This window comes from Pontibacter harenae, assembly GCF_020907245.1.
Taxonomy (GTDB): domain Bacteria; phylum Bacteroidota; class Bacteroidia; order Cytophagales; family Hymenobacteraceae; genus Pontibacter; species Pontibacter harenae.
Genome location: NZ_JAJJWH010000014.1, coordinates 55,591 through 75,936, shown reverse-complemented (window position 1 = coordinate 75,936; position 20,346 = coordinate 55,591). Strand labels below are relative to the sequence as shown.

The window sequence follows — 20,346 nt, the reverse complement described above, 5'->3', positions numbered from 1 at the left end:
AATTGGTTTATTTTTATATAAACTTTAAAAGGTAAAATAAAATTCCTTTACTACGAGATTATACCTCATCTGTTTCTTCAGGATCAATTAAATTGTCTGGCTGAAGCGATTCTTCAGGACTTAATTCAGACTGTTCCATGATCATCTCCTCTACCTCCTCTTCATTATCCATTTCGATTTTGGCAACAGAAGAAATTTGGTCTCCTTCGTTCAGTTTTATTAGACGCACACCTTGTGTGGCACGGCCAATAACCCTAATGTCTCCTACGCGCAACCTAATCGTGATACCAGAACGGTTGATGATCATTAAATCATCTGAATCAACGACACCTTTAATTGCTACAAGTTTACCAGTCTTATCAGTAACGTTCAAGGTTTTAACACCTTTACCCCCGCGGTTCGTAATGCGGTATTCATCTAGTAAAGAACGCTTGCCGAAACCGTTTTCAGAAACAACGAGTAACTCCGTACCTTCATTCTGTACACAAACCATACCAACTACTTTATCTTCTGGTCCAGCCAATGTTACAGCTCTTACTCCAGTAGCGTTACGGCCCATTGGTCTTACATGGCTCTCGTTAAATCTGATAGCTCTGCCAGATTCTAAGGCGACAACAATTTCGCTGTTTCCGTTTGTTAACTGAACATCTAGTAAACGGTCGTCTTCGTTAATGGTGATGGCATTAATACCGTTTGCTCTAGGGCGCGAATATGCTTCTAGTACAGTTTTCTTAATGGTGCCTTTTTGGGTACAGAAAACGAGGTTGTGGTTCAGCACGAAGTCCTGATTTTTCAGATCGCGTACATTCAATACGGTTCTTACCTTATCGTCACGCTCTATCTGAATAACATTCTGGATCGCTCTACCTTTGGTAGTCTTCCCTCCTTCTGGTATCTCGTACACTTTAAGCCAATACACCCTTCCAAACTCTGTAAAGAACATCATGTGGTGGTGTGTGCTGGCTACAAAAAGGTGTTCGGTAAAGTCACTTTCCTTCGATGCAGCCACTCCCCTGGAGCCTACTCCTCCACGGCTTTGGCTACGGTATTCGCTTAATGAGGTACGCTTTATATAACCTTCATGAGAAATGGTGATAACCATGTTTTCTTCAGGAATCATGTCTTCGTAAGAGATATCACCCATGGAGGCCTCTATACTTGTGCGGCGCTCATCTCCGTAGCGTTCTCTTATTTCTGTCAGCTCATCTTTGATAATCTGCATGCGAAGTCCTTCATTATTGAGAACTTCTGTCAGGTGATCAATGAGCTTCATCAACTCATCATACTCTTGCTGGATTTTATCCCGCTCCAGACCTGTAAGGCGCTGCAAACGCATATCCAAAATGGCTCGCGCCTGAATTTCAGAAAGGCTGAAACGCTCAATCAAACCGTTACGAGCTATTTCTGGGTCTCTGGAGGAACGGATTAAGCTGATTACTTCATCCAGGTTATCCAGCGCTATGAGTAAGCCTTCCAGAATGTGAGCACGCTTCCTTGCTTCGTCCAGCTCGTATTGTGTTCTGCGGATAACCACCTCATGCCGATGCTCGACAAAATGATGGATCAGCTCCTTTAGGTTAAGTGTTAAGGGACGGCCTTTTACGAGCGCCACATTGTTCACGCCAAAAGAAGATTGCAGCTGCGTATACTTATAGAGGTTGTTTAGCACGACGCTTGGCATTGCATCACGCTTCAGATCATACACAATGCGCAAACCATCACGGTCTGATTCATCACGAAGGTCTGAAATACCCTCAATTTTCTTTTCGTTTATAAGAGCAGCCGTTTTTTCAATCATGGATGCCTTGTTGACCATGTAAGGAATTTCCGTTACAATGATCTGCTCCTTGCCTGAGGCTGTTGTTTCGAAAATAGCACGTCCGCGCATCAACACACGGCCACGACCTGTTTCAAAAGCAGCTTTTACGCCATCATAGCCATAGATAATACCACCCGTCGGAAAGTCTGGAGCTGTAATATACTCCATCAACTCAGCAATTGTGATTTCTCTGTTATCTATATAAGCAATAGTGCCGTTTATAACCTCTGTTAAGTTGTGAGGTGCCATGTTAGTGGCCATACCCACCGCGATACCAGATGTTCCGTTCACCAGCAGGTTCGGGAATTTAGCTGGCATTACCGAAGGCTCTTTCAGCGAGTCGTCGAAGTTAGGAACAAAATCAACAGTGTTCTTGTCTAGGTCGGCCAGTAGTTCATCGGCAATACGTTTTAAACGTGCCTCTGTATAACGCATGGCTGCTGGTGAGTCGCCATCTATGGAGCCATAGTTTCCCTGTCCGTCTACAAGCGGATAACGTAAAGACCATTCCTGGGCCATACGCACCATGGTGTCATAAACCGAAGAGTCACCATGCGGGTGGTACTTACCAAGCACCTCTCCTACAATTCTGGCAGACTTTTTATACGCTTTGTTATAAGATACACCAAGCTCGGACATACCATAGAGCACGCGGCGGTGCACTGGCTTCAATCCGTCTCGTACATCGGGTAAGGCTCTGGAAATGATAACTGACATTGAGTAGTCGATATACGCACCGCGCATTTCGTCTTCAATGTTGATCGGTATTATTCGTTCGCCATCGGCCATGTTGAATAGTTAAATAGTAAATGTTATAGAGTCTTTTAATATATGGCAATTTAAGTATAAATGCCCTTACAGTATATAGGCTAGTCTTTATTTTTACTCTTGCTACTGCCTTTAGGGGCTTTTTCCTTGGTAGCCTTCGGTAGCTTCTCTCCTATTTTTGGGTTTTGCTTCTTGAATATCGGCTGCCCCCTAAACTCCTGTCCGCCATGTGCATGAACCATGCGCACTTTGCAGGCTGCTATAGGGCATGTTTTGCAAGACGTTAATGCAGGAGAAAGAATAGCAAAGCAAAGGAATAGAAAAAGAGATCTTTTAGCCATGAAAACAAGATTGGAAAGCCTTTTATACTTGTTAGGCTTTCGTTGCCATATCATACAAAAGTACGATATTCTAGTAAATTTTACTATCTTTTAAATGCATAGTTTTGTATGTACTATGTACCTAAAACGGGTGAAATCCATTGATGGTAAAGCCACCGTCTACGGCCAGTGTTTGCCCAGTAATGTAGGCTGCTGCGGGCATGCACATAAAGGCCACTGCTGCCGATACATCTTCTGGTTTTCCAATCTGTTGCATTGGCGTTCGGGAAATGACAGCATTCATGTAAACATCATTTTTTAATACCGATTGAGCAAGCGGTGTGCTAATGTACCACGGCGCAATGGCATTTACTCTTATCCCATCTGTTGCCCATTCTGCTGCCAGGTTTTTTGTCAGTTGGTTGAGTGCAGCTTTTGTGATACCGTAAATCGCGCCCGTACGCACATGTGTGAGGCCTGCAACAGACGATACATGTATAATGTTGCCTTGCTCAGCTTTCTTTAATAACGGGTACAATCGCTTATTTAAATCGAAAGCAGATCGTAGGTTCGTGTTCATCACAACGTCATATTCTTCTGCCGAGTATTCAGCAGTAGGTTTGCGGATGTTGGTCCCTACGTTGTTGACCAGTATATCCAGACTGCCCCAGAGCTGAACCACTTTCTCCTGAACAGCGGCTCTTCCTTCTGCGGTACTAACATCGGCCGCTAGTACTTCTACACCCGAAGCTGACTCCTGCTGTAGTACATCAAGATCCGTTTGCTTTCTTGCAATTGCCAGTACTTCTGCGCCCAATGCTACAAACTCTTTTACAATGGCTTCGCCTATTCCTTTAGAACCGCCTGTAACTACTGCTTTTTTGCCGCTAAGCGACCATCTGTTATGTTGCATAGAATGAATTTTATGTGTTGTGTTTGATCTATTTATCATGAGCGTCTGTTATACACCAAACAGCTTTTTTCGTTCAAAATAGGCTTGGTATTGGAGAAAATTTAAAAACATTAGGTACAAGTTCAAATTCTCAGGTATTCGATAACCGATACAGTGGCGTAAGAGGTACACCTTTCTTCGTGGACGACTGGACGAAGGGTACAGTTCATATGGCAAATAAGGAGGTTTATGAGAATATGGATCTTAAATTCGATGTTTATGAAAATAGCCTTGTGTTTAAAAGAAACAATAATGCATATGTCATAGATCCAGGCCTTTTGGAGTCTTTTACAGTGGCAATACCGACAGGGCAAGCCTATACTTTCACAAAAGCTCCTGAAGCTGTTGTAGCAGCAGAGCCTAAAACAGCCGCTAGTTTTGTAGCGATGCTGTTTGAAGGGCAGGATGTTAAACTGGCTTTTGTTCCTTCCAAAAGGCTGAAGAAAGCAAATTATAAAGTAGATCGTAACAGTGCGGGTGCGGGTGTCTATGGCAGCAGTTCAAACGATACTTTCGATGAGTTTTTATGGGAGAACACTTACTTTGTAATAAAGAACAACGGTAAAGCAGAGGCAGTAAACAAATTGAACAAAAAGAACCTTTTGAACGCACTTAGTGATAAGGAGAAGGAAGTGAAATCTTTTATATCGAAAGAAAAAGTGGATGCAAACACTGAAGAAGGTTGGAAGAAAACATTAGAGTATTACGATTCACTTTAATTTCTTCAGTATCCTATCAAAACAAAAGAGGCGCTAATTATAGTGCCTCTTTTGTTTTGATACCCCTTATCCTTTCCCAGTAATCAAGTAAATAGGCTTTGTCTACTTTAGGGCGATTGTTGATTTCCTCAAAATTTAAAGCTTCACCAGGTCCTTCAGGCCATACATGGTAAACAAACACATATTGGCCTCCACTGGCTCGCCAATCATCAAATTTTCCGAAGCGCAAATCTTTTATGTAGATTCCTTTTTCCGCTTCTTCTACTGCATAATAGCCTTTTGTTACCTGGAGTAAACGTTCTAGCTTCTCGTTCCCTCTATAAGAATCAAGCAGGTATTCTTTTTGCGGCTCAAAGCTATAGTCTATATTGTTGTTCTTGTCAAAAATAGAGTAAAAACCTGTATAATATCCTTTTTCAGTTTTGGCTGATACCGCCCAGAATAAAGTATTGAGCGGCGTAGGCTTGCTTATGTAATCTAGATAGGCAATGCCTTTTTTTTGCAAGCTTTCTTCAAATGCCCTATCCGCTATTCCTTTAGCTACAAAACTAAACACCAGATAAGCCGAACTGATGGTAAGGCCCAAATAATTTAGCTTTCGCCTTCGTTTACTGTGTCGGTTATAAAAGGCTGCGGCTAATACAAAAGCCATAAAGGGAACAGTATAAAAGGGGTCAACTACAAAGATATTGTAGAAGGCTATGCCCTTGTTGCTAAAGGGCCAAAGCAGTTGTGTGCCCCAGGTGGTAAAGCTGTCAAGAATGGCATGGGTTGTAAAGCCCAGAAAAAAAAGCAGGGTCCAGTCTATGAAAGTTGCTTTGCTGTTTGGATACCATTTCCTGAGCAGCCATGCCAGTAATGGTGCGCATAAGAATGCAAAAAAGAATGAATGCGTAACCGATCGATGAAAGGTAAGCTCCTGTACTGTATCTAACCAGGGGCTTGCCAGTACGTCGAGATCTGGAATAGTCCCTGCAATGGCACCCCACAAGAGTGCTTTATTGCCAATTTTTCTTCCTGCAACTGCCTCTCCTACCGAAGCTCCTAAAACAATCTGAGTTAGTGAATCCATTTGATTAAGTATGTTGTAGGCTTATAATCTTGGTTTGATACAGTTGTAGTAACAACAAAGTAAGATCAAAGGTATAAAAGCTACGGCGATGGAATACCCTTGCGCCTCCAAAATAATTTTGAAATATGGATCTGTACCTATTATTGCCAGGGATTCTGATTTTAGCGATAACCATATTTGATATTATTTATACTGTACTTGCTCCAGGTGGATCTGGACTTGTTAGCGGTGCCATCAGCAATGGCTTATGGAAGATTTTCTATGGCTTGAGCCGAGCGGTCAATAAAAGACAGGTATTAACAGGCGCAGGAGTCACCACAGTAGTGGCCATTGTTATTGGCTGGGTAATGCTGCTTTGGATAGGGAATTTTCTCATTTTAAAGTCTGACCAAAATTCTGTCATCAACAGTTCAACGGGTGATGTGGCAAATTCTAAACAAGTATTTTACTACACGGGGTACGTTCTCTCAACCATGGGTAATGGCGATTATAAAGGAGGATCTGATAATTGGCAGATATTTTCTGCCGTTATTTCCTTTTCAGGTTTAATCATGATTACGATAGCCATTACATACATCGTGCCTGTAGTGGCAGCTGTAACTGATAGGCGAACACTTAGTATTCAAATCTCATCCATTGGCCACAGTGTTCAGTCTATGCTTCTGACTAGCTGGAACGGCAAAGACTTTAAAAGTTTAGAGAGCGATTTGCATGGCATATCTCAGAACATTGCCAGGCAGGGTCAGTTACACTACGCTTATCCTGTCCTGCACTTCTTTCATCACCAAAAAAAAGTAGCTGCCCTGCTTCCAAATCTGGCAGCCCTGGATGAAGCCCTTACCATTCTGTATTTGTATGTTCAGGAGGAAAAACGCCCCTCGCATGAGGCTGTATTACCTGTCAGAATAGCCCTTACAACTTTTCTGGAATCGCTGCAATCTTCTTTTATAAAACCAGCCGAAACGGCACCTCCTTTAAAGATAGAACTTTTGAAGGAGGCTGGTCTTCCGCTGTTGGAGCCAGATCAGGTAGCTTTCCAAAATTTAGACCTACGCAGGCGGATGCTTAAAAGCATGATAGCGCATGACGGCTGGACCTGGGAAGAAATAGATCAGTTTCCGATGAACAGAAAGATGGACGACTACGACAAATTTACCTTATGATAGGCATTCGCTTAAACTCTTTGGTCCTGTCGAAAAGATAGCGGAAGGTAGCATGTGTTTTGTAAATACTGCCTCCAATCTGCTCCACCACTTTCATCATCTTCGGGTTAAAGTCCCCTATCCAGTTCATCTGCAAGTCAACGTAAGGCATAGAAGGATTATTCTGAACTACCTGCCCGGCAGCATAAATCATAGCAGCCTCTACGCCTTTAGCCTGGTGTTCAGGCGTAATACCAAACACGATACCGTACATGGTCTTGCATACTCCTCTCCAGCGGTTAAATACAAACTTCAGCTTGCCCCACAGGTCCATCTTACCATTGTTATACTTAAATATTTGGTTCAGCTCTGGTATAGACAGGAAAAAACCTATTGGTTCTTCGTTGTAGTAAGCAAACCACATCAGGCGTTCGTCTATGATCGGTTTTAAGGTGCGCATAATGGCAGCAGCCTGCGCTTCGCTCATGCCCTTTACACCCTCGTGCTTCGTCCAGGCTTTATTATAAACAACTCTAAAATCTTCTGTAAACTTCTCTACCTGCTTTAGATCCATGTGGCGGAACTGGTAGTTGGTATCTCTTAATATCCGCTGTGCCTTTTCATTGAACTCTGGGGAAAGCGGTGTATCTACCATGCGGTGGTAAGTGTACTGCTTAAAGTATATTTGAAATCCGTAGTTTTCTAGCAACCTCTGGTAGTATGGGTAGTTGTAATGCATACAGTAGGTAGGCGGATAATAACCGTCGATCAACAGCCCCCACCATTTATCACGATCCCCTAGGTTAATGGGGCCGTCCATTGCCTCCATACCACGAGACTGCAGCCACTCCTTACAGGCATCAAGCAATATATTTGCAGCTTCCTGATTGTCGGTGCAGTCAAAAAAGCCCATACCGCCCGTTGGTTGCTCGTATGTTTTAGCAGTCTTTGTATTGATAAATGCAGCTATGCGGCCAATATACTTCCCCTGGTTGTCTTGCAACAGCCAACGAACAGCTTCCCCAGTTCTGAGGAGTTTGTTTTTTTTAGGATTAAAAACATTTTCAACATCCTGATCGAGAGGACGGATATAGTTAGGGTCTTTCTTGTAAAGTCTAACTGGCACCATCAAAAATTCCTTTACCAGTTGGGGAGAGTTCACCTCTATGAGTTGCATAGCCGTATTGCGCTGATTTATCTAAGCTCAAAATAAGCGATTATACCTGATAAAACATAACGGCGACTTATTTGTGCAAATAGTACAAGAGAAGGAAATAGCAGCAGTGGCTTTCAACCATTCGAGAAAGGAACTACTAAACTACGAGCAGGCGGGCTGATGAAATTAGCAATAGCTACTAAAATGAAAAAGCCACTAACAAAGGTTAGTGGCTTTTCAGATGAGCCCCCTGCCGGGATCGAACCAGCGACCTACTGATTACAAGTCAGTTGCTCTACCAGCTGAGCTAAGGAGGCTTGTACTGTATGTTTACTAAAAAGCTGATGCAGTACAAACATAAGCTTTTTTTGGAGATGAGCCCCCTGCCGGGATCGAACCAGCGACCTACTGATTACAAGTCAGTTGCTCTACCAGCTGAGCTAAGGAGGCTTACTCTGGTATGCTTTATTGTTTTAAAGCGTTGCAAAGGTATTCGTATATTTTAATTCTTCAAACACCTCTGCAAACTTTTTTCAGCATATACTACTAAGCTTTTGATTCTCAGAAGGAAAATTTTTAACCTCTATAGGCCTCCCACTGCTTATAAAGCATATCTATGCGCGTTTGAGCCTCGGTTATACGGCCTTCATACTCTTCTCTAAGCTTATTAGCGTTTTTAGAGTTGGCAAAAAACTCAATATTTGTTTTTAGCGTCTGTATGTCGTTTTGCAACTGCGTTATTTCACGACGGATAGAATGCTCCTTCTGCTGTAGCTTTTGCGATGCATCAGGGCTATGCTTTAGGCGTTCTACCTGCAGCTTCACGAAGGTGCTGGTACGTTCTTCTGCAGACAAATCAGTTACTCTCTCCAAGAATTTCTCCATCAGTGCCAGGAACTTCTCCTCAAGCTTTGCGCTGCTGCGCTTGTTTGTATCCAATGCTCTCCACTGTTCTACATAAACATTATATTCCTGCACCGTTGCAGTTGTGTTAGGCTGCGAAAGCTTTTCACTGATGCGGTCGCAAAGTTCATATTTCTCCGCCGACTGTTTTTCGATTTCCGCTGTCTTAACCTGCTCATGGCTTTGCTTCCGATCAAAAAACTCGTTGCAAGCAGAACGGAAACGCTGCCATATTTTATCAGAATGCTTATCAGGTACGCGGCCAATGGTTTTCCATTTTTTCTGAAGCTGAATAAGCTTCTCTTTGGTGGCATTCCAGTCTTCACTTTCTTTCAAGCTCTCTGCTTCTTCACAAAGTTCGGTCTTCAAGCGCAGGTTTTGCATTTTCTGCTCGTCTAGGCTCTTAAAGAACTGGTTCTTATGCTGGAAAAAAGCCTTATAGTTTGTCCAGAAACTTTTGTTTATTTCTTCGGCATACTCTTTCGGTACCAAGCCAGCAGCATCCCATTCTTCTTTCAATTTCTGAATTTCGTCAGTTTTATCGCGCCAATCGTTAATCCTGTCAGTTTTGAAGTCTTGGTAGCCCATTAGTTGCTCCAGTAAAGCACGCTTCTTGGTTAGATTAACAGTTTCCTGCTCCCTGCGCTGCTCCTGGTAGCTGCGTCTGTGTTCGTGTATTTTTTCTGATGCATTGATGAAACGCTCCCAAATCGGGTCGCGTTGGTCATTCGGCACAGGGCCAATGTTTTTCCACTCATCATGCAGGTGGCGTAGTTCCTGCAGTGCTTTATTAATAGATGGTTCGTTAGCCAAAGCTTGTGCTCGCTCTATCAACTGCAGTTTTGCATCCAGATTACGCTTTCTGTCAAGCTCTTTCAGTTCGAAGAAAATACTGCGGTTGTTGTAGAAAATATCCAGCAGCGCGTGGTATGAGTTCCACAGTTCCTGGGCTTCGCCAGCTGGTACAGGTCCAATTTCTTTCCACTCAACTTGCAGTTTTTTCAGCTCATCGCTGCTACTCTTGGTCTCAGCAGATTCTACAAGCTGACGTAGCCTGCTTAGTAGCTCTTGCTTTCGTTCTAAGTTGCGCTGGCGCTGCTCTTCCTGGTTTTGTCGCTCGTGGTACCTAGCTTCTCTATAAGCAGTCAGCAGGTTTTCTATATCCTGGTGTTCTTTCGGAGCATGATAAGCAAATCCTTCTTCAGATCCGCTTTCTTCTTTGAAACGCTCGAGTGCCTCTTGCTTTTCTGCATTAAACTTCAGCTCGTAGTGGCGTTGCAGTTCATTTATAACTCTACCTCTCTTGCGTGCATCCGCACCTTTTAAAATAGAGTTTAGCTGACTGCGTAACTCGTCTATCGAGAACTGGCTATAGTCAGCTTCTTCGTGCTCCTCATGCTCTTCTTCATCCTCTTCGTGTAGGTTGTTCGCTTGGGCAACAGGCGCAGACTGAGGAGAAGTTTGTTCTGTAGTATTTACGACAGGAGCTGCCTCTTCTGTTTTAGTTGCTTGGGCCAAAGGTACCTCGGGAGCCGAAGTCTCTGGTTCTTCTGTATTCAAGATAGCATTTGCCATCACTTCCTCACGTTCAAACACAGTAGTTTCTTCCGCTGCCGTTGTTGATTCTGGCTTTATTTCAGGCTGCTGCTCTTTAGGTGGTTCAGCAGCAGATGACTCCTGCTCTACTTGATCACGGTTATTGATTTCAGCTAATCTTTGTTCTACAATGCCCCTAGGTGTACTAGTATCCTGAGGATTCTGATTAGTGGCATCTTGATTCTGAGGCTTGTTTGCCTCTGCTCCAGCAGCGTCCATATTTTGGTTTTCAGTTGTCATGTCAGCAGTTTTTCTCAAATTTTACCACACTAGTTTAAGCGTGGGTCAACAGGGTAGTTCGACAGTACTTTATACTTGCCCCCCATCTCGCGTAAAATGTTGCGCCATAGGTTATCTGCCTCCAAATTAAATAAATTATCTGTAGCATTGTTATTAACTATCCAAACATTTTTATCAATTTCCTCCTGTAACTGCCCTGGTGTCCAGCCAGAATAGCCCAAAAAGAACTTGATATCATCCTCTTGAACAAGGCCTGCTCCTATCATTGTTTTAAGAGCCTCAAAGTCACCGCCCCAGTAAACATAGTTGCTTAACTGCAACGCCTGAGGCAAATGCGCCAGGCGGTGCACATAATGCAGCGTGTTGTACTGTACAGGTCCTCCTATGCCAAGTACCGCATCAAAAGAATCGTTGTAAACGTCAATAACATCTGAGAGTTTTAGGTTAGACATTCGATTTAACACTAATCCAACAGTTCCCTCTTCCTCATTGTGACCGCACAGTAGTATAACAGTGCGCTCAAAATTAGGATCACCCATAAAAGGCTCAGATATAAGTATACTTCCATTATGTGGTAAATCTAGTCTGCTCTCTTCCATATCTCCTTTATGTTTTAGGCTTCACCATTTCTCTTTAAGATAAAGCTATTTATAAGAACATGCAATTCTTGTACTCTTTCTTACGCAAAGATTTACTAAGTGTAGAGATGAAGAAGGCACTTTATCGCAACTCCTCAAACGAACCCATACATAAACCGAAAGCGTATGTGCAGCCAACGATGCCTTTTTATAATTTAGCAGCAGCGATTAATTTTATAATTTTGGCTTAAAGAGAAAATATGGCACCAACACATAACCTTGCCGCTATACGCAAGAATTACTCGAAACAAGAACTGACAGAGGCTTCCGTAGCCAACAACCCTATAGAACAATTCAACGCTTGGCTAGATGAGGCTATTGTCTCCGAAGCCGATGAACCTACTGCCATGGTGCTGTCTACTGCCGATACTACGGGTAGACCTTCTGCCAGGGTTGTGCTTCTGAAGGATGTTTCAGAAAAAGGCTTTACATTTTTTACAAACTATGCCAGCCGCAAAGGCAAAGAAATGGAGCAAAATGCTTTTGCCGCCCTTACGTTTTTCTGGCCTGTGCTGGAGCGACAGGTACGTATTGAGGGTTCCATTGTACGTGTGTCACCCGAAACTTCAGACACATACTTTCATAGCAGGCCCATCGGTAGCCAAATTGGTGCCTGGGCTTCGCCGCAGAGCCAGGTTATTGCCAACAGAGATGTTTTAGAAGAAGCTGACAAAAGCTTTACTGAGAAGTTTTCAGAAGAAAAAGAAGTGCCGCGGCCAGACCATTGGGGTGGCTATACCTTGCAACCAGACCGTGTTGAGTTTTGGCAAGGCCGACCAAATCGCCTGCATGATCGTATCCTTTTCGAGCTAGAAAGTGAAAACTGGAGCATAAAAAGACTTGCTCCTTGAGTTTCATTTTATATTAAACAAAATAAACCCTTCATGGCTGAAATATTACCCTTCAAAGCCTGGCGCTATAACCAAAGCCTTACTGACTCGATTGATGCCCTTACCGCTCCCCTATTTGATGTTGTGTCTGATAAGCAGCGAGAGGCGCTTTACCGCAACAGCCTCAACAGTATACACCTTTCTGTTCCGCGCGGAGATACGCCTGCTCAGGATGCAGCCAGGCTGCTGGAGAAATGGAAAGCAGAAGGTATATTAAAGCAAGATGCTTTACCAGGCATTTATGTTTACTACCAATATTATAAGCTAGCTGGCAGCACCAAAGAGTATTGCCGAAAAGGTTTTGTCTGTAACATAAAAGCCTACGACTGGAAAGAGGGCATTTTACTCCGCCACGAGAACACGATTCCAAGCTCTGTCAATGATCGGATTCAGTTGCTGGAAGAAACGCTTCTAAACTCCAGCCCTACCCATGGCCTTTATACTGACGCTGCTTTTGTACTGGAACCTTACATGGATGAAAGTATAAAAACGCCTATTTATGAAACAGAAGATTATCAGGGCGTACGGGATGTGCTTTCTGTCATTCATGATTTGAAAGTGATAAAGCTATTCTTAACTACACTAGAAGAAAAGCAAATCTTACTAGCTGACGGACATCACCGATACGAGGGGTCTTTGGAGTATCGCAATAAGATGATGGCGCTAAACCCAAATCATACAGGTTTTGAGGCTTACAATTACCACCTGATGTATCTGTCAAACTCTGAGAACGACGATCTGCGCATCTTTCCTACTCACAGAGTTTTGGACAGCATAAACTTGACAGATGAAGAGTTCTTAGATAAACTTAGCCATTATTTTTCCATCACGCCCAAAGAAGATCCTTTTAAATTAAATGAAGTGATAGTGGGTAAAAAGTGGGCTTTTGGGCTATACCTGAGTGGCAATAGCTATAAATTGCGCCTAAAGCCTGAAGTGCACGAGCACATAGACTGGAATTTTCCGAAGGAGGTGAAAGACCTGGATCTGACAGTGATGCACTATTTCATCTTCGAGAAAGTGCTGGGTATCTACAGGCAGTCGCAGCGTAACTACAGCGGCTTACATTTTGTGCGAAACTTCACAGAATGTATCAGCAGTGTTAGTACTGGTAAAGCCAGAATGGCCATCATCACAAACGAAATTTCGATGGATGAAGTGAAGCGTGTTTGCTACAGTGGCGCTATCATGCCTCAGAAGTCTACGTACTTCTACCCTAAAGTTATTTGCGGATTTTTATTTAGCTCAATTAAAGAAGATGAATTTATCTCGGCCTCTGCTGCTTGCCTCTAACTCCCCTCGCAGAAAAGAACTATTAGCTAGCCTCGGTCTTACGTTTGAGGTGCGTGTAAAAGAAGTATCTGAAGATTTTCCTGATACCTTAAAGCGCGAAGAGGTAGCAGAATTCCTGGCATCGCACAAAGCAGACGCCTACAAAGAAGATTTACAGGAGGAGGCGTTAATCACGGCAGATACCATTGTTTGCCTGGACGATAAGATTTTGAACAAACCAGCCTCTGCTGAGGAAGCGTATGCTATGCTTCGCGCACTTTCTGGCCAGACACACGAAGTGATTACGGGTGTTTGTGTTCTGATGAAAGAAGGAAAAACAGTTTTTCACGATAGCACCACCGTTTACTTTAAAGAACTGACGGATGCCGAAATCAACTATTACATACAGCATTACAAACCTTTCGATAAAGCAGGTGCTTATGGTATACAGGAATGGATTGGGATGATTGGAATTGAGAAAATTGAAGGCACTTACTTTAATGTGGTTGGCCTGCCAGTTCAGAAGCTTTACGAAAATTTAGTGCAATTAAAAATAGTTGTTTAGCCTATATAATGCGACTATTTTGTATTTGTAGTAATTGATAAACAAGAAGTTGCTAACCCTTTATTCAAATTTGCCATAACTGATTTGCCTGTTTATCCCGTATAAAAAAGTAATATCATTTTTTTTACGGATCTAAAACACAAAACAAACTTAATATGGCAGTTAAATTAAAACCGCTCAATGAGCAAGTAATTGTATTAACAGGAGCATCCAGTGGAATAGGGTTAGCAACAGCCAGGGCGGCTTCTGTAAAAGGTGCTAAACTCGTGCTAGCATCCCGTAACGGAGCTGCTTTAGCAGACATAACACAAGAGATTAACGATGCAGGTGGCCAGGCCATCTATGTAGTAGCAGATGTAGGAAATCAGCAAGACATACTTAAGATTGCAGATGCTGCCATTAGTACCTTTGGCGGATTCGATACTTGGGTAAACAATGCAGGTGTATCCATTTACGGAAGATTAGAAGAAGTAAGCGACGAAGACAACCGCCGCATGTTCGACACCAACTTCTGGGGCCTTGTATATGGTTCTACCACGGCTGCTAAGCACCTCAGAAATCGTGGCGGTGCAATCATCAACATTGGTAGCGTCCTTTCAGATGTTTCCATTCCGCTTCAAGGCATGTACTCAGCGAGTAAACACGCTGTAAAAGGTTTTACAGATTCCTTGCGTATAGAATTAGAAGAAGACAAGGCGCCTGTATCGGTTACGCTTGTTAAACCTTCGGGTATTAATACTCCTTACCCAGAACATGCCCAAAACTACACCGATCGTGAATTAACGCTTCCACCTCCAGTATATGCTCCAGAAGAAGTTGCCAATGCTATTCTGCATGTTGCGACCCATCCTATGCGCGATATTTTAGTAGGTAGCGGAGGCAAGGCTATGAGCACCACAAACAAGTTTGCGCCAGGCATTATGGATTGGGCAGGCGAAACAATGATGTCAAAGATGCAGGTGAAAGATAAGCCAGCACAGCTCCGCGTAGGCGGCTTGCATACATCAGGCGAAGGTGGACGCATGTATGGCAACTACGAAGGCCACGTGATGAAGACCAGCCTTTATACACGTGCTGCTATGCACCCGCTAATTACTGGTGCCGTAGTGGCAGCAGCTAGTGCAGCAGCAGTAGCGCTTATCGGCAACAGTAATTCAAAAAAAGAAAAACGTTCTGAAAAGTCAGGCGACTGGAACAGAACAGCAAGTAAAATAAGCCAGCAACCAACAGTGGTGCACCAGCCATCACAACCAACGCCTCCAATTCCACCTGTGCCAGTTGATCGGGCAAACCGAGTAGAAAATGCTGACCGTGTAGAACGGGTTGAGCATATCGACCTTCCAAACAGGTTGGATAATGACAAAACAGACAGAAGATAGAAAATAATTATTCATTTTTTTAAGAGAAAGGGTATGTCAAGCTACGTTACATAAGTGGTTTGGTGTACCTTTTTTTAGCTATTTGTATTATTGAAGCAGCCTGATTAACAGCAGAATTGTGAATTATTCATGGGAGTGGAATCTTTTAGTTAATTTTGGCACTTATAATTAGCATTAGAAACACAGTAAGAAGTAAAATATACATGTCTATAACAAAGTTATACCTGGCACCAGGTAAAGAAAATTCTTTGAAGCGTTTCCACCCGTGGGTTTTCTCGGGAGCCATTAGAAAAATTGATGGTGAAGTGGCAGAAGGTGATGTAGTGGAGGTTTACTCCCATAAAAGAGAGTTTTTAGGGCTTGGCCACTTTGCGCCAGGTTCAATTGCCGTTCGTGTATTTTCTTTTGATCAGGTAGAGCCCAATTATAGTTTCTGGAAAAGCATGGTGCAGCAAGCCTATGACTACAGAAAGCGCCTTGGACTCTTAGACAGTGCGGACACGGATGTTTATCGTTTGCTGTATGCAGAAGGAGACGGAGTACCTGGTTTAATTGTGGATGTTTACAAAGATGTGGCCGTAGTACAGACGCACTCTGTAGGCATGTATCTGGTAAGAGAGCAAATAGCCGAGGCACTGCAGGAAGTATACGGTGGTGCCTTGAAAGCGGTATATGACAAGAGTGCTGAATCACTGCCACAAAAAGCACCCGTTGATGCCGTTAATGGTTACCTCTACGGAGAATCATCAGCAGGTACAGAGGTGTTGGAAAACGGCAATCGCTTCTTTGTGGATTGGGAAAGCGGCCAGAAAACGGGCTTTTTTATTGATCAGCGCGAAAACCGTACATTGCTAGGCCAGTATGTGAAGGACAAGAAAGTGCTAAACACTTTCTGCTATACAGGAGGCTTCTCTGTGTATGCACTTAATGCTGGTGCTGCCGAAGTACATTCTGTAGACAGCTCTAAAAAGGCCATTGAACTGACGGATAAAAACGCATCGTTAAGTCAAGCACCAGAAAAGCATGAGGCTTTTGCGATTGATACTTTTGAGTTTTTGAAAGGCAAAGAAGATCGCTACGATGTTATCATTCTAGACCCTCCTGCTTTCGCAAAAAGCCAGAATGTGAGACATAACGCACTCATGGGCTATAAGCGACTCAATACAGAGGCTATGAAAAAGATCAAGCCTGGTGGCATATTATTCACCTTCTCATGTTCTCAGGTGGTAGACAAATACCTTTTTAATAACACAGTGATGGCTGCAGCTATAGAGGCAGGTCGGAACATCAAAATTATGCACCACCTTTCCCAGCCTGCCGATCATCCTATTTCTATTTTTCATCCAGAAGGCGAATATCTAAAAGGGCTGGTGCTGTTTGTGGAATAAAGTATAAAACGACACGCACGTATCAAGATATAAGAAATAAGTTTCAAACAAGAAAGCGTTAACTAGCACTAGTCAACGCTTTCTTTATATATGGTTTTTCTTCTGTCAATGCTGCCGAAATAAAATATTAAAAGACGCATCTCGACACATCAAGCTAATCTTTCAAAAAGCTAGCCTCAGGCAACTCCTGCGGAAGCTCCATTCGGATACGCCACTCCTTCGGATAATAATTATTCAGGCGGTTACCAATTTGCTTTACCCAACCTAAGGGTATGTCCTGGTGTTGCATCAGCAGCCAATCATTGCCACTGAAGCCAAGATTTATATCTTCTTTCCGAAGGTATCGCAGTGCCTGCTCTAAATCCAGCTCAGTACTGGCAAAAGCATCTTTATTCAGGTACTGCGACAGAGCTAATGCCTGTAGAGGCTTTATTTTTTTGCCGTTAACTTCAGCTACTTCTATGCCAGCATAAAGCACGTATAAGTTCTTGTAGAGCTCGTCTAAAGCTTCAAAAATTGTAGCAGGCACAGCAGAAACAACTTCGTTATGCTGTACCCATTCAAACTTTTCGGTCTGTAAAAGCCAGCCTTGTACCAAGGCTTTCTCTTTTTTTCCTGCTGCTACTAATTTATACTTCTTCTTTTTAGTGGTGGAATGCCTTGTTTCTTCTTCCCCAGCTTTACGCATTACAGCCATAAAAAAGCCTTCACCCTGCACCCTGTGCGGGTAAAAGCGGTAACCTTGTACGCCTTCTAGTGCTGTTTCTTCTACTCCCCAACTCGGATCTAACTCTATTTTCAAGCTTTCTGCTGAGTGCTGTGCTGCAAGCCAGGCCATATTCTCTTCATTTTCGGCTTGGTTCCAGGTGCAGGTGCTGTAAATAAGAATGCCTCCTGGTTTTAGTGCCTCCCAGACATCCATCAAAATACGTTGCTGGCGCTGCGAACACAGCACAACATTGTCTTCAGACCACTCACCTACTGCCTGCGGATCTTTACGAAACATTCCTTCTCCACTGCACGGAGCATCTACCACCATCACATCAAAAAAAGAGGGTAATCTGCCAAAGTCTTTTGGGTCGTTACTTGTAACCACTACATTGCCACTGCCCCATTTTGTTACGTTTTCTGCCAATATAGAGGCGCGGCTGCGTATTACTTCATTCGATACAAGTAAACTTTCAGGAGAAATAAGGCTTGCTATATGTGTGGATTTACCACCTGGAGCTCCGCATAAATCTAGTACCTGCAGCTCCTGATCGAGGTTCACAACTTGCCGTAATGCCTGTTCCAGAAACATAGAACTTGCCTCCTGCACATAATAAGCACCAGCATGTATAAGCGGATCTAAGGTAAACTGAGGGCGCTCTGGCAGATAAAAAGCAGTCTGGCTCCATGGTACAGGTTTCAGGGCAGCAGGTAAAGCTATTTTAGACTGATTTACTCTGATACTGACAGGTGCAGCGTGTTGCAGCGCGTCCTCAAACGCAGCATACTCATCATTGAGTAAAGCCTGCATGCGCTGGGTAAAGGATTGTGGTAAGTTCATGTAAGTATAAAGGTACGCCCGTTTATGCTAAAATGGAAGTAGATTAAGCAGATTCGCCACCTGACATGCTCGCCTTAAACTGTAGATATTGCTCCACTACAGGGATATCAGCAGGACACCAGTCATAAGAAGTTAAATCACTTAGTTCTGCCCACTGGTAAGCATTATGCTCTGCTAAAGATACATTGCCACTTGTATATTGACAGACGAAAGGAATTAAGATGATATCTTTATCAGAATAAGTATGCTCTACAGGAGCCAGCTGATGTATGGGCTCTACCTCAATCTGAAGTTCCTCTTTTAGCTCTCTCCGAACACATTCCTTTTCCGTTTCATCGATTTCTAATTTTCCTCCAGGAAACTCCCACAGCATAGCCTGCGACATGTGTTTATTTCGCTGTGTTACCAGTACTCGATCGTTTTGTTCTACTATAGCGCATGTTACTTTTAATCCCATTCAAGCTGATTTTTATAGTGATGTAAGTGTAGTTTTACTTCTTCTTTTTCCATAGTAGTACCGTTGCATTGGCAATAGGAGTTTCATACTGGTAGAATATATACCCTATAGAAGTACAGGTGAGCAGGTTTAACCACAGAGGCCATTCTGGTTCTGCCAACCCAAAATAAATTACCTGCACCAAAAAAATATGGAAAGATGCTTTGCCAATTTCAACTAGCACCTGTACGAATACATTATTGATGGTTGCGGGGAAGAGCTTGAACCCTACATAAACAAATAAGGCGGCATATGGAAAAGCCATAAAATTCTGTGCCTCCCATTCTGGCCTAATGTACTGAACGTCGAAATCTGTGTAAATATCAAAATACAGGTATAGAGCGCTTATAACAGCTCCAGTAACTAAAAGTAATAGGCCGAACCCGTTTTTGTATTTCACTAGGTGCACGAGCCCGTAACCCAGTGCAACAGCGGATAAATATCTTAGAAAAGCAGCATCATACAGATAACGTTCTTCAACAAAAAAAGCTATGTTTTTACTTATGATCAGAAACGAGATTTCAGCTATAACAAGTATTGTAGCAGAAAGCCAAGGTTTGTAATACAAACCATAACCAATAACAGGAAGCAGCAGGATGGATTGCAATACGAGGGTAACAAAGTAGTTTCCTTTACCTGGAACTGGCAACATGCCTATGGCTGTATATCCTTTAAATATGAAAGGATCTTCGCCAGTAGCTACATACCATATTCCACCAGTTATAAGAGAAGCCACATAGGCTATAAGTATAGGAGTAACTATCCTGCTCCCTTTCTTAAAAAAATATGACCTGTCATAAAGTTCAGTAAGCTGAAAGTGCTTCCCATTAGTAGACATACCTAAATTAAACCCCATCAGGACAAGGAAAATAGGAACAGCTTGCCAGATATGGAAGATAGAAAATGAAGAAAGAAGTTCATCTCTTTCTAGCGAATGAAGTAGCAATACAGAAAGTATAGCAAGGCCTTTCAGAATGTCTATCTGCGGGAAGTATTGCTTATTGTTCATTCTATACTTTATGCTACTGCAAATTTGTTGGCTGAAATGGATTAGCTAAATAAAATACAAATCATATCTTATACCTAATCATGAAAAAGGAGTATAACAACATGTATACAAAACCGCTATGAAGTGAATATAAGTCTTAACTATAGGTATTTACTTAAACTCAGTTGCATTGGAGTAGGTGTAAATATACTGCTAAACAGTCTTGTTGTGCTAGTTATCTGGTATAAAAGCAGTAGCATAGAAGTGAGAGGCTCAGATGGTTTGTCAGTATACTTATACATTTCAAGTTTTATTTGCTGTTCGATTCTTTGCTGGTACACTACAAAAGCTACCCGTAAAGCGTTGCGAAAAAAGATAGTGCTACCGCTGCACTGGCACCTGAAAAGTAAAACTTTAATAGATCAACTACCATCTTTAACTGCACTAAGGGCCTTGATGTTTGGTATCGGTGGTGATATTCTCGCAGGACTGAC

At 42.8% G+C, this 20,346-nt stretch carries 16 protein-coding genes and 2 tRNA genes; 7 read left to right on the top strand and 11 right to left on the bottom strand.

Features of this window, described 5'->3' with window-relative positions; translation table 11 throughout:
• Positions 1-58: 58 nt before the first annotated feature.
• Together gyrA and LN893_RS09475 are read right to left on the bottom strand one after the other, a co-directional pair.
• Positions 59-2,608: a DNA gyrase subunit A gene (gyrA, locus tag LN893_RS09480; protein ID WP_229969577.1), complete on the bottom strand. Its 2,550-nt coding sequence runs from the start codon at positions 2,606-2,608 to the stop codon at positions 59-61.
• Between the two features lie 441 nt (positions 2,609-3,049).
• Positions 3,050-3,820: an SDR family oxidoreductase gene (locus LN893_RS09475; RefSeq protein ID WP_229969576.1), complete on the bottom strand. Its 771-nt coding sequence runs from the start codon at positions 3,818-3,820 to the stop codon at positions 3,050-3,052.
• Positions 3,821-4,029: 209 nt separating this feature from the next.
• Here LN893_RS09475 and LN893_RS09470 point away from each other — a divergent pair, with 209 nt between their 5' ends.
• A complete protein-coding gene (locus LN893_RS09470; protein ID WP_229969575.1) occupies positions 4,030-4,578 on the top strand; it encodes a hypothetical protein in 549 nt (182 codons plus the stop codon).
• Positions 4,579-4,615: 37 nt separating this feature from the next.
• On the opposite strand, the gene LN893_RS09465 is transcribed toward LN893_RS09470, so the two are convergent.
• Complete coding sequence (locus LN893_RS09465) at positions 4,616-5,650, bottom strand: metal-dependent hydrolase (RefSeq protein WP_229969574.1); 1,035 nt, start codon at positions 5,648-5,650, stop codon at positions 4,616-4,618.
• A gap of 125 nt (positions 5,651-5,775) precedes the next feature.
• On the opposite strand from LN893_RS09465, the gene LN893_RS09460 reads away from it, so the two are divergent.
• Positions 5,776-6,813, top strand: coding sequence for a hypothetical protein (locus LN893_RS09460; RefSeq protein ID WP_229969573.1), 1,038 nt, complete (start codon positions 5,776-5,778; stop codon positions 6,811-6,813).
• Here the strand turns inward: LN893_RS09460 and LN893_RS09455 are convergent.
• The 5 genes from LN893_RS09455 to LN893_RS09435 form a co-directional block, all read right to left on the bottom strand.
• Positions 6,803-7,969 (bottom strand): LSm family protein, encoded by a 1,167-nt coding sequence (locus LN893_RS09455; RefSeq protein WP_229969572.1) that lies wholly within the window; start codon positions 7,967-7,969, stop codon positions 6,803-6,805. The genes LN893_RS09460 and LN893_RS09455 overlap by 11 nt on opposite strands.
• A gap of 223 nt (positions 7,970-8,192) precedes the next feature.
• Positions 8,193-8,265: transfer RNA gene (locus LN893_RS09450), tRNA-Thr, on the bottom strand.
• 60 nt (positions 8,266-8,325) lie between these two features.
• Positions 8,326-8,398 (bottom strand) — tRNA-Thr (locus tag LN893_RS09445).
• Between the two features lie 126 nt (positions 8,399-8,524).
• Entirely contained in the window at positions 8,525-10,705 is a 2,181-nt protein-coding gene (locus tag LN893_RS09440) for a DUF349 domain-containing protein (RefSeq protein ID WP_229969571.1), read from the bottom strand.
• A gap of 11 nt (positions 10,706-10,716) precedes the next feature.
• Positions 10,717-11,286, bottom strand: coding sequence for a YqgE/AlgH family protein (locus LN893_RS09435; RefSeq protein ID WP_229969570.1), 570 nt, complete (start codon positions 11,284-11,286; stop codon positions 10,717-10,719).
• A gap of 239 nt (positions 11,287-11,525) precedes the next feature.
• Here LN893_RS09435 and pdxH point away from each other — a divergent pair, with 239 nt between their 5' ends.
• The 5 genes from pdxH (at position 11,526) to LN893_RS09410 (ending at position 16,819) form a co-directional block, all read left to right on the top strand.
• A complete protein-coding gene (gene pdxH, locus LN893_RS09430; RefSeq protein ID WP_229969569.1) occupies positions 11,526-12,176 on the top strand; it encodes a pyridoxamine 5'-phosphate oxidase in 651 nt (216 codons plus the stop codon).
• Positions 12,177-12,209: 33 nt separating this feature from the next.
• Entirely contained in the window at positions 12,210-13,508 is a 1,299-nt protein-coding gene (locus tag LN893_RS09425) for a DUF1015 domain-containing protein (protein ID WP_229969568.1), read from the top strand.
• Entirely contained in the window at positions 13,474-14,052 is a 579-nt protein-coding gene (locus LN893_RS09420; RefSeq protein ID WP_229969567.1) for a Maf family nucleotide pyrophosphatase, read from the top strand. Before LN893_RS09425 ends, LN893_RS09420 begins: the two co-directional genes overlap by 35 nt.
• Before the next feature lie 155 nt (positions 14,053-14,207).
• Positions 14,208-15,431, top strand: coding sequence for an SDR family oxidoreductase (locus LN893_RS09415; protein ID WP_229969566.1), 1,224 nt, complete (start codon positions 14,208-14,210; stop codon positions 15,429-15,431).
• A gap of 203 nt (positions 15,432-15,634) precedes the next feature.
• Entirely contained in the window at positions 15,635-16,819 is a 1,185-nt protein-coding gene (locus LN893_RS09410) for a class I SAM-dependent rRNA methyltransferase (protein ID WP_229969565.1), read from the top strand.
• Positions 16,820-16,973: 154 nt separating this feature from the next.
• Here the strand turns inward: LN893_RS09410 and LN893_RS09405 are convergent, their stop codons facing one another.
• Genes LN893_RS09405 through LN893_RS09395 form a run of 3 tightly spaced genes read right to left on the bottom strand, consistent with a single transcriptional unit; the run spans position 16,974 to position 19,873 of the window.
• Positions 16,974-18,368, bottom strand: a complete 1,395-nt coding sequence (locus LN893_RS09405; protein WP_229969564.1) for a methyltransferase RsmF C-terminal domain-like protein — start codon at positions 18,366-18,368, stop codon at positions 16,974-16,976.
• A 43-nt stretch (positions 18,369-18,411) separates the two neighbouring features.
• Positions 18,412-18,825, bottom strand: coding sequence for a (deoxy)nucleoside triphosphate pyrophosphohydrolase (locus LN893_RS09400; protein WP_229969563.1), 414 nt, complete (start codon positions 18,823-18,825; stop codon positions 18,412-18,414).
• 34 nt (positions 18,826-18,859) lie between these two features.
• Positions 18,860-19,873 (bottom strand): acyltransferase family protein, encoded by a 1,014-nt coding sequence (locus tag LN893_RS09395; RefSeq protein WP_229969562.1) that lies wholly within the window; start codon positions 19,871-19,873, stop codon positions 18,860-18,862.
• Positions 19,874-20,346: the final 473 nt, after the last annotated feature.